Origin of the sequence: Pseudomonas sp. BF-R-24 (assembly GCF_019947335.1) — a bacterium.
GTDB classification, from domain to species: Bacteria; Pseudomonadota; Gammaproteobacteria; order Pseudomonadales; family Pseudomonadaceae; genus Aquipseudomonas; species Aquipseudomonas jessenii.
In genome coordinates, this window is sequence record NZ_JAGYGG010000073.1 from 1 (window position 1) to 9862 (window position 9862).

General features: G+C 63.7%; 1 protein-coding gene. It reads left to right on the forward strand.

Annotated elements, in window-relative coordinates; genetic code table 11:
• The coding region (locus tag KGA98_RS28035; protein ID WP_223504915.1) for a cadherin-like domain-containing protein at positions 1–9862 on the forward strand (9862 nt) is incomplete at both ends.

Sequence of the window (9862 nt, forward strand, 5' to 3'; positions counted from 1 at the left end):
GCGTCCTCAGTGGCACTTCGAGCGTTGACGGCCCGGTCAGCGTGGTCAATTTCACCATCGACGGTGTTGCTGGCACTTTCACCGCTGGCCAGACCGCGACCATCGCCAACGTCGGCACCCTGGTGATCGGCGCCAACGGTGCTTACACCTTCACCCCGGCCGCCAACTACAACGGCAGCGTGCCGACCGTGAGCTACACCGTCACCGACGGTTCCGGCAGCAATGTCACCTCGACCCTGACCATCGACGTCACCCCGGTCGACGACAGCTTTAGCGACCTCAGCGAAAGCGTGACCACCGCCGAAGACACCGCCGTCACCGGCAGTGTGTTGACCGGCACCTCGAGCGTCGATGGCCCGGTCAGCGTGGTCAATTTCACCATCGACGGTGTTGCTGGCACTTTCACCGCTGGCCAGACCGCGACCATCGCCAACGTCGGCAGCCTGGTCATCGGCGCCAACGGCGCCTACACCTTCACCCCGGCCGCCAATTACAACGGCACAGTGCCGACCGTGAGCTACACCGTCACCGACGGTTCCGGCAGCAACGTCACTTCGACCCTGACCATCAGCGTCACCCCGGTCGATGACAGCTTCACCGACATCAGCGAAAGCGTGAGCACCGCTGAAGACACCGCCGTCACCGGCAGCGTCCTCACCGGTACCTCGAGCGTCGACGGCCCGGTCAGCGTGGTCAATTTCACCATCGGTGAAACCACCTACGCCGCCGGCAGCACGGCGACCATCGCCAACGTCGGCAGCCTGGTCATCGGCGCCAACGGGACTTACACCTTCACGCCTGCCGAAAATTACAACGGCAGCGTGCCGACGGTGAGCTACACCGTCACCGACGGTTCCGGCAGCAATGTCACTTCGACCCTGACCATCAGCGTCACCCCGGTCGACGACAACTTTACCGACGCCAACGAAATCGTCTCGACCCTGGAAGACACCGCCTTGACCGGCAGTGTCCTCACCGGCACGAGCAGCGTCGACGGCCCGGTCAGCGTGGTCAATTTCACCATCGACGGTGTTGCTGGCACTTTCACCGCCGGCCAGACCGCGACCATTGCCAACGTCGGTACCCTGGTGATTGGCACCAACGGGACTTACACCTTCACCCCGGACGCCAACTACAACGGCAGCGTGCCGACGGTGAGCTACACCGTCACCGACGGCTCGGGCAGCAATGTCACCTCGACCTTGACCATCAACGTCACCCCGGTCGACGACAACTTTACCGACGCCAACGAAACCGTCTCGACCCTGGAAGACACCGCCTTGACCGGCAGTGTCCTCACCGGCACGAGCAGCGTCGACGGCCCGGTCAGCGTGGTCAATTTCACCATCGGTGAAACCACCTACGCCGCCGGCAGCACGGCGACCATCGCCAACGTCGGCAGCCTGGTGATCGGCGCCAACGGCGCCTACACCTTCACCCCGGACGCCAACTACAACGGCAGCGTGCCGACCGTGAGCTACACCGTCACCGACGGTTCCGGCAGCAATGTCACCTCGACCCTGACCATCAACGTCACCCCGGTCGATGACAACTTCACCGACCTCAGCGAAAGCGTGAGCACCGCCGAAGACACCGCCGTCACCGGCAGCGTCCTCAGTGGCACCTCGAGCGTTGACGGCCCGGTCAGCGTGGTTAACTTCACCATCGGTGAAACCACCTACGCCGCCGGCAGCACGGCGACCATCACCAACGTCGGCAGCCTGGTGATCGGCGCCAACGGCGCTTACACCTTTACCCCGGCCGCCAATTACAACGGCAACGTGCCAACGGTGAGCTACACCGTCACCGACGGTTCCGGCAGCAATGTCACCTCGACCCTGACCATCAACGTCACCCCGGTCGATGACAACTTCACCGACCTCAGCGAAAGCGTGAGCACCGCCGAAGACACCGCCGTCACCGGCAGCGTCCTCAGTGGCACCTCGAGCGTTGACGGCCCGGTCAGCGTGGTTAACTTCACCATCGGTGAAACCACCTACGCCGCCGGCAGCACGGCGACCATCACCAACGTCGGCAGCCTGGTGATCGGCGCCAACGGGACCTATACCTTCACCCCGGCCGAAAATTACAACGGCACAGTGCCGACCGTGAGCTACACCGTCACCGACGGCTCGGGCAGCAATGTCACTTCGACCCTGACCATCAGCGTCACCCCGGTCGATGACAGCTTCACCGACCTCAGCGAAAGCGTGACCACCGCCGAAGACACCGCCGTCACCGGCAGCGTCCTCAGTGGCACCTCGAGCGTCGATGGGCCAGTCAGCGTGGTTAACTTCACCATCGACGGTGTTAGTGGCACTTTCACCGCTGGCCAGACGGCGACCATTGCCAACGTCGGCAGCCTGGTGATCGGCGCCAACGGCACCTACACCTTCACCCCGGACGCCAACTACAACGGCAGCGTGCCGACCGTCAGCTACACCGTCACCGACGGCTCGGGCAGCAACGTCACCTCGACCCTGACCATCAGCGTCACGCCGGTCGATGACAGCTTTAGCGACATCAGCGAAAGCGTGAGCACCAACGAAGACACCGCCGTCACCGGCAGTGTGTTGACCGGCACCTCGAGCGTCGATGGCCCGGTCAGCGTGGTCAATTTCACCATTGGTGAAACCACCTACGCCGCTGGCAGCACGGCGACCATCGCCAACGTCGGCAGCCTGGTGATCGCGGCGAACGGCGCTTATACCTTCACCCCGGCCGCCAATTACAACGGCAACGTGCCGACGGTCAGCTATACCGTCACCGACGGTTCGGGCAGCAATGTCACCTCGACCCTGACCATCAGCGTCACCCCGGTCGATGACAGCTTCACCGACATCAGCGAAAGCCTAACCACCGCCGAAGACACCGCCGTGACCGGCAGTGTGTTGACCGGCACCTCGAGCGTCGATGGGCCGGTCAGCGTGGTCAATTTCACCATTGGTGAAACCACCTACGCCGCTGGCAGCACGGCCACCATCGCTAACGTCGGCAGCCTGGTCATCGGCGCCAACGGCGCCTACACCTTCACCCCGGCCGCCAACTACAACGGCAGTGTGCCGACCGTGAGCTACACCGTCACCGACGGTTCCGGCAGCAACGTCACCTCGACCCTGAACATCAACGTCACCCCGGTCGATGACAACTTTACCGACGCCAACGAAACCGTCTCGACCCTGGAAGACACCGCCGTCACCGGCAGTGTCCTCACCGGCACGAGCAGCGTCGACGGCCCGGTCAGCGTGGTCAATTTCACCATCGGTGAAACCACCTACGCCGCTGGCAGCACGGCGACCATCGCCAACGTCGGCAGCCTGGTGATCGGCGCGAACGGTGCTTACACCTTCACCCCGGCCGCCAACTACAACGGCAGCGTGCCGACGGTGAGCTACACCGTCACCGACGGCTCGGGCAGCAATGTCACTTCGACCCTGACCATCAGCGTCACCCCGGTCGATGACAGCTTCACCGACATCAGCGAAAGCGTGACCACCAACGAAGACACCGCCTTGACCGGCAGTGTGTTGACCGGCACCTCGAGCGTCGATGGGCCGGTCAGCGTGGTCAATTTCACCATCGGTGAAACCACCTACGCCGCTGGCAGCACGGCGACCATCGCTAACGTCGGCACCCTGGTGATCGGCGCCAACGGCGCTTACACCTTCACCCCTGCCGAAAATTACAACGGCAGCGTGCCGACGGTGAGCTACACCGTCACCGACGGTTCCGGCAGCAATGTCACCTCGACCCTGACCATCAGCGTCACCCCGGTCGATGACAGCTTCACCGACCTCAGCGAAACCGTGAGCACCGCCGAAGACACCGCCGTCACCGGCAGCGTCCTCAGTGGCACCTCGAGCGTTGACGGCCCGGTCAGCGTGGTCAATTTCACCATCGCCGGTGTTGCTGGCACTTTCACCGCTGGCCAAACCGCGACCATCGCTAACGTCGGCACCCTGGTGATCGCGGCGAACGGCACTTATACCTTCACCCCTGCCGAAAATTACAACGGCAGCGTGCCGACGGTCAGCTACACCGTCACCGACGGTTCCGGCAGCAACGTCACCTCGACCCTGACCATCAGCGTCACGCCGGTCGATGACAGCTTTAGCGACCTCAGCGAAAGCGTGAGCACCGCCGAAGACACCGCCGTCACCGGCAGCGTCCTCAGTGGCACCTCGAGCGTTGACGGCCCGGTCAGCGTGGTCAATTTCACCATCGGTGAAACCACCTACGCCGCTGGCAGCACGGCCACCATCGCTAACGTCGGCACCCTGGTGATCGGCGCCAACGGCGCTTACACCTTTACCCCGGCCGCCAATTACAACGGCAACGTGCCGACGGTCAGCTATACCGTCACCGACGGCTCGGGCAGCAACGTCACCTCGACCCTGACCATCAGCGTCACCCCGGTCGATGACAACTTCAGCGACCTCAGCGAAAGCGTGAGCACCAACGAAGACACCGCCGTGACCGGCAGCGTCCTCACCGGCACGAGCAGCGTCGACGGCCCGGTCAGCGTGGTTAACTTCACCATCGACGGTGTTAGTGGCACTTTCACCGCTGGCCAGACCGCGACCATTGCCAACGTCGGCAGCCTGGTGATCGCGGCAAACGGCGCCTACACCTTCACCCCGGCCGCCAACTACAACGGCAGCGTGCCGACCGTGAGCTACACCGTCACCGACGGCTCGGGCAGCAACGTCACCTCGGCCCTGAACATCAGCGTCACCCCGGTCGACGACAGCTTTAGCGACGCCAACGAAATCGTCTCGACCCTGGAAGACACCGCCGTGACTGGCAGTGTCCTCACCGGTACGAGCAGCGTTGACGGCCCGGTCAGCGTGGTCAATTTCACCATCGGTGAAACCACCTACGCCGCCGGCAGCACCGCGACCATCGCCAACGTCGGCAGCCTGGTGATCGCGGCCAACGGCGCCTACACCTTCACCCCGGCCGCCAACTACAACGGCAGCGTGCCGACCGTCAGCTACACCGTCACCGACGGCTCGGGCAGCAACGTCACCTCGACCCTGACCATTAGCGTCACCCCGGTCGATGACAGCTTCACCGACCTCAGCGAAAGCGTGACCACCAACGAAGACACCGCCGTGACCGGCAGCGTCCTCACTGGTACGAGCAGCGTCGACGGTCCGGTCAGCGTGGTGAACTTCACCATCGATGGTGTTGCTGGCACTTTCACCGCTGGCCAGACCGCGACCATCGCCAACGTCGGTACCTTGGTGATCGGCGCCAACGGGACTTACACCTTCACCCCGGACGCCAATTACAACGGCAGCGTGCCGACCGTGAGCTACACCGTCACCGACGGTTCCGGCAGCAACGTCACCTCGACCCTGACCATCAGCGTCACGCCGGTCGATGACAACTTCACCGACATCAGCGAAAGCGTGAGCACCGCCGAAGACACTGCCGTGACCGGCAGTGTGTTGACCGGCACCTCGAGCGTCGATGGCCCGGTCAGCGTGGTTAACTTCACCATTGGTGAAACCACCTACGCCGCTGGCAGCACGGCGACCATCGCCAATGTCGGCAGCCTGGTGATCGGCGCCAACGGCGCTTACACCTTCACCCCGGTCGAGAATTACAACGGCAGCGTGCCAACCGTGAGCTACACCGTCACCGACGGTTCCGGCAGCAATGTCACCTCAACCCTGACCATCAACGTCACCCCGGTCGATGACAGCTTCACCGACCTCAGCGAAAGCGTGAGCACCGCCGAAGACACCGCCGTCACCGGCAGCGTCCTCAGTGGCACCTCGAGCGTTGACGGCCCGGTCAGCGTGGTTAACTTCACCATTGGTGAAACCACCTACGCCGCCGGCAGCACGGCGACCATCACCAACGTCGGCACCCTTGTGATCGGCGCCAACGGCGCTTATACCTTCACCCCTGCCGAAAATTACAACGGCAGCGTGCCGACGGTGAGCTACACCGTCACCGACGGCTCCGGCAGCAACGTCACCTCGACCCTGACCATCAGCGTCACCCCGGTCGATGACAGCTTCACCGACCTCAGCGAAAGCGTGACCACCGCCGAAGACACCGCCGTCACCGGCAGCGTGTTGACCGGCACCTCGAGCGTCGACGGGCCGGTCAGCGTGGTTAACTTCACCATCGGTGAAACCACCTACGCCGCCGGCAGCACGGCGACCATCGCCAACGTCGGCACCCTGGTGATCGGCGCCAACGGCGCTTACACCTTTACGCCGGCCGCCAATTACAACGGCAACGTGCCGACCGTGAGCTACACCGTCACCGACGGTTCGGGCAGCAACGTCACCTCGACCCTGACCATCAGCGTCACCCCGGTCGATGACAGCTTCACCGACATCAGCGAAAGCGTGAGCACCGCCGAAGACACCGCCGTGACCGGCAGCGTCCTCACCGGCACGAGCAGCGTCGACGGCCCGGTCAGCGTGGTTAATTTCACGGTTGGCGGCACCCAGTACCAAGCCGGTGAAACCGCAACCATCGCCAACGTCGGCACCCTGGTGATCGGCGCCAACGGCGCCTACACCTTCACCCCGGTCGCCAACTACAACGGCAGCGTGCCGACCGTGAGCTACACCGTCACCGACGGCTCGGGCAGCAATGTCACCTCGACCCTGACCATCAACGTCACCCCGGTCGATGACAGCTTCACCGACCTCAGCGAAACCGTGAGCACCGCCGAAGACACCGCCGTCACCGGCAGCGTCCTCACCGGTACCTCGAGCGTCGACGGGCCAGTCAGCGTGGTTAATTTCACGGTTGGCGGCACCCAGTACCAAGCCGGTGAAACCGCAACCATCGCCAACGTCGGCACCCTGGTGATCGGCGCCAACGGCGCCTACACCTTCACCCCGGTCGCCAACTACAACGGCAGCGTGCCGACCGTCAGCTACACCGTCACCGACGGCTCGGGCAGCAATGTCACCTCGACCCTGACCATCAGCGTCACCCCGGTCGATGACAGCTTCACCGACCTCAGCGAAACCGTGAGCACCGCCGAAGACACCGCCGTCACCGGCAGCGTCCTCACCGGTACCTCGAGCGTCGACGGGCCAGTCAGCGTGGTTAATTTCACGGTTGGCGGCACCCAGTACCAAGCCGGTGAAACCGCAACCATCGCCAACGTCGGCACCCTGGTGATCGGCGCCAACGGCGCCTACACCTTCACCCCGGTCGCCAACTACAACGGCAGCGTGCCGACCGTGAGCTACACCGTCACCGACGGTTCGGGCAGCAACGTCACCTCGACCCTGACCATCAGCGTCACGCCGGTCGATGACAGCTTTAGCGACATCAGCGAAAGCGTGAGCACCGCCGAAGACACCGCCGTCACCGGCAGCGTCCTCAGTGGCACCTCGAGCGTTGACGGCCCGGTCAGCGTGGTTAACTTCACCATTGGTGAAACCACCTACGCCGCCGGCAGCACGGCGACCATCACCAACGTCGGCACCCTTGTGATCGGCGCCAACGGCGCTTATACCTTCACCCCTGCCGAAAATTACAACGGCAGCGTGCCGACCGTGAGCTACACCGTCACCGACGGCTCCGGCAGCAATGTCACCTCGACCCTGAACATCAGCGTCACCCCGGTCGATGACAGCTTCACCGACCTCAGCGAAACCGTGACCACCGCCGAAGACACTGCCGTCACCGGCAGTGTGTTGACCGGCACCTCGAGCGTTGACGGTCCGGTCAGCGTGGTTAATTTCACCATCGGTGAAACCACCTACGCCGCTGGCAGCACGGCGACCATCGCCAATGTCGGCAGCCTGGTGATCGGCGCCAACGGGACTTACACCTTTACCCCGGCCGCTAACTACAACGGCACGGTGCCAACCGTGAGCTACACCGTCACCGACGGTTCCGGCAGCAATGTCACCTCGACCCTGAACATCGACGTCACCCCGGTCGACGACAGCTTTAGCGACCTCAGCGAAAGCGTGACCACCGCCGAAGACACCGCCGTCACCGGCAGTGTGTTGACCGGTACCTCGAGCGTCGACGGGCCAGTCAGCGTGGTTAACTTCACCATCGACGGTGTTGCTGGCACTTTCACCGCTGGCCAAACCGCGACCATCGCTAACGTCGGCACCCTGGTGATCGCGGCGAACGGCACTTATACCTTCACCCCTGCCGAAAATTACAACGGCAGCGTGCCGACGGTCAGCTACACCGTCACCGACGGCTCGGGCAGCAATGTCACTTCGACCCTGACCATCAGCGTCACCCCGGTCGATGACAGCTTCACCGACCTCAGCGAAAGCGTGACCACCGCCGAAGACACCGCCGTCACCGGCAGCGTCCTCACCGGTACCTCGAGCGTCGACGGGCCAGTCAGCGTGGTTAACTTCACCATCGACGGTGTTAGTGGCACTTTCACCGCTGGCCAGACCGCGACCATTGCCAACGTCGGCAGCCTGGTGATCGCGGCAAACGGCGCCTACACCTTCACCCCGGCCGCCAACTACAACGGCAGCGTGCCGACCGTGAGCTACACCGTCACCGACGGTTCCGGCAGCAATGTCACCTCGGCGCTGAACATCAGCGTCACCCCGGTCGACGACAGCTTTAGCGACGCCAACGAAATCGTCTCGACCCTGGAAGACACCGCCGTGACTGGCAGTGTCCTCACCGGTACGAGCAGCGTTGACGGCCCGGTCAGCGTGGTCAATTTCACCATTGGTGAAACCACCTACGCCGCCGGCAGCACGGCGACCATCGCCAACGTCGGCAGCCTGGTGATCGCGGCCAACGGCGCCTACACCTTCACCCCGGCCGCCAACTACAACGGCAGCGTGCCGACCGTGAGCTACACCGTCACCGACGGTTCCGGCAGCAATGTCACTTCGACCCTGAACATCAACGTCACGCCGGTCGATGACAGCTTCACCGACATCAGCGAAAGCGTGAGCACCGCTGAAGACACCGCCGTCACCGGCAGCGTCCTCAGTGGCACTTCGAGCGTTGACGGCCCGGTCAGCGTGGTCAATTTCACCATCGACGGTGTTGCTGGCACTTTCACCGCTGGCCAGACCGCGACCATCGCCAACGTCGGCAGCCTGGTGATCGCGGCGAACGGCGCTTATACCTTCACCCCGGCCGCCAATTACAACGGCAGCGTGCCGACGGTGAGCTACACCGTCACCGACGGCTCCGGCAGCAATGTCACCTCGACCCTGAACATCAACGTCACGCCGGTCGACGACAACTTTACCGACGCCAACGAAACCGTCTCGACCCTGGAAGACACCGCCTTGACCGGCAGTGTGTTGACCGGCACCTCGAGCGTCGACGGCCCGGTCAGCGTGGTCAACTTCACCATCGGTGAAACCACCTACGCCGCTGGCAGCACGGCGACCATCGCCAATGTCGGCAGCCTGGTGATCGGCGCCAACGGGACTTACACCTTTACCCCGGCCGCTAACTACAACGGCACGGTGCCAACCGTGAGCTACACCGTCACCGACGGTTCCGGCAGCAATGTCACCTCGACCCTGAACATCGACGTCACCCCGGTCGACGACAGCTTTAGCGACCTCAGCGAAAGCGTGACCACCGCCGAAGACACCGCCGTCACCGGCAGTGTGTTGACCGGCACCTCGAGCGTCGATGGCCCGGTCAGCGTGGTCAATTTCACCATCGACGGTGTTGCTGGCACTTTCACCGCTGGCCAGACCGCGACCATCGCCAACGTCGGCAGCCTGGTCATCGGCGCCAACGGCGCCTACACCTTCACCCCGGCCGCCAATTACAACGGCACAGTGCCGACCGTGAGCTACACCGTCACCGACGGTTCCGGCAGCAACGTCACTTCGACCCTGACCATCAGCGTCACCCCGGTCGA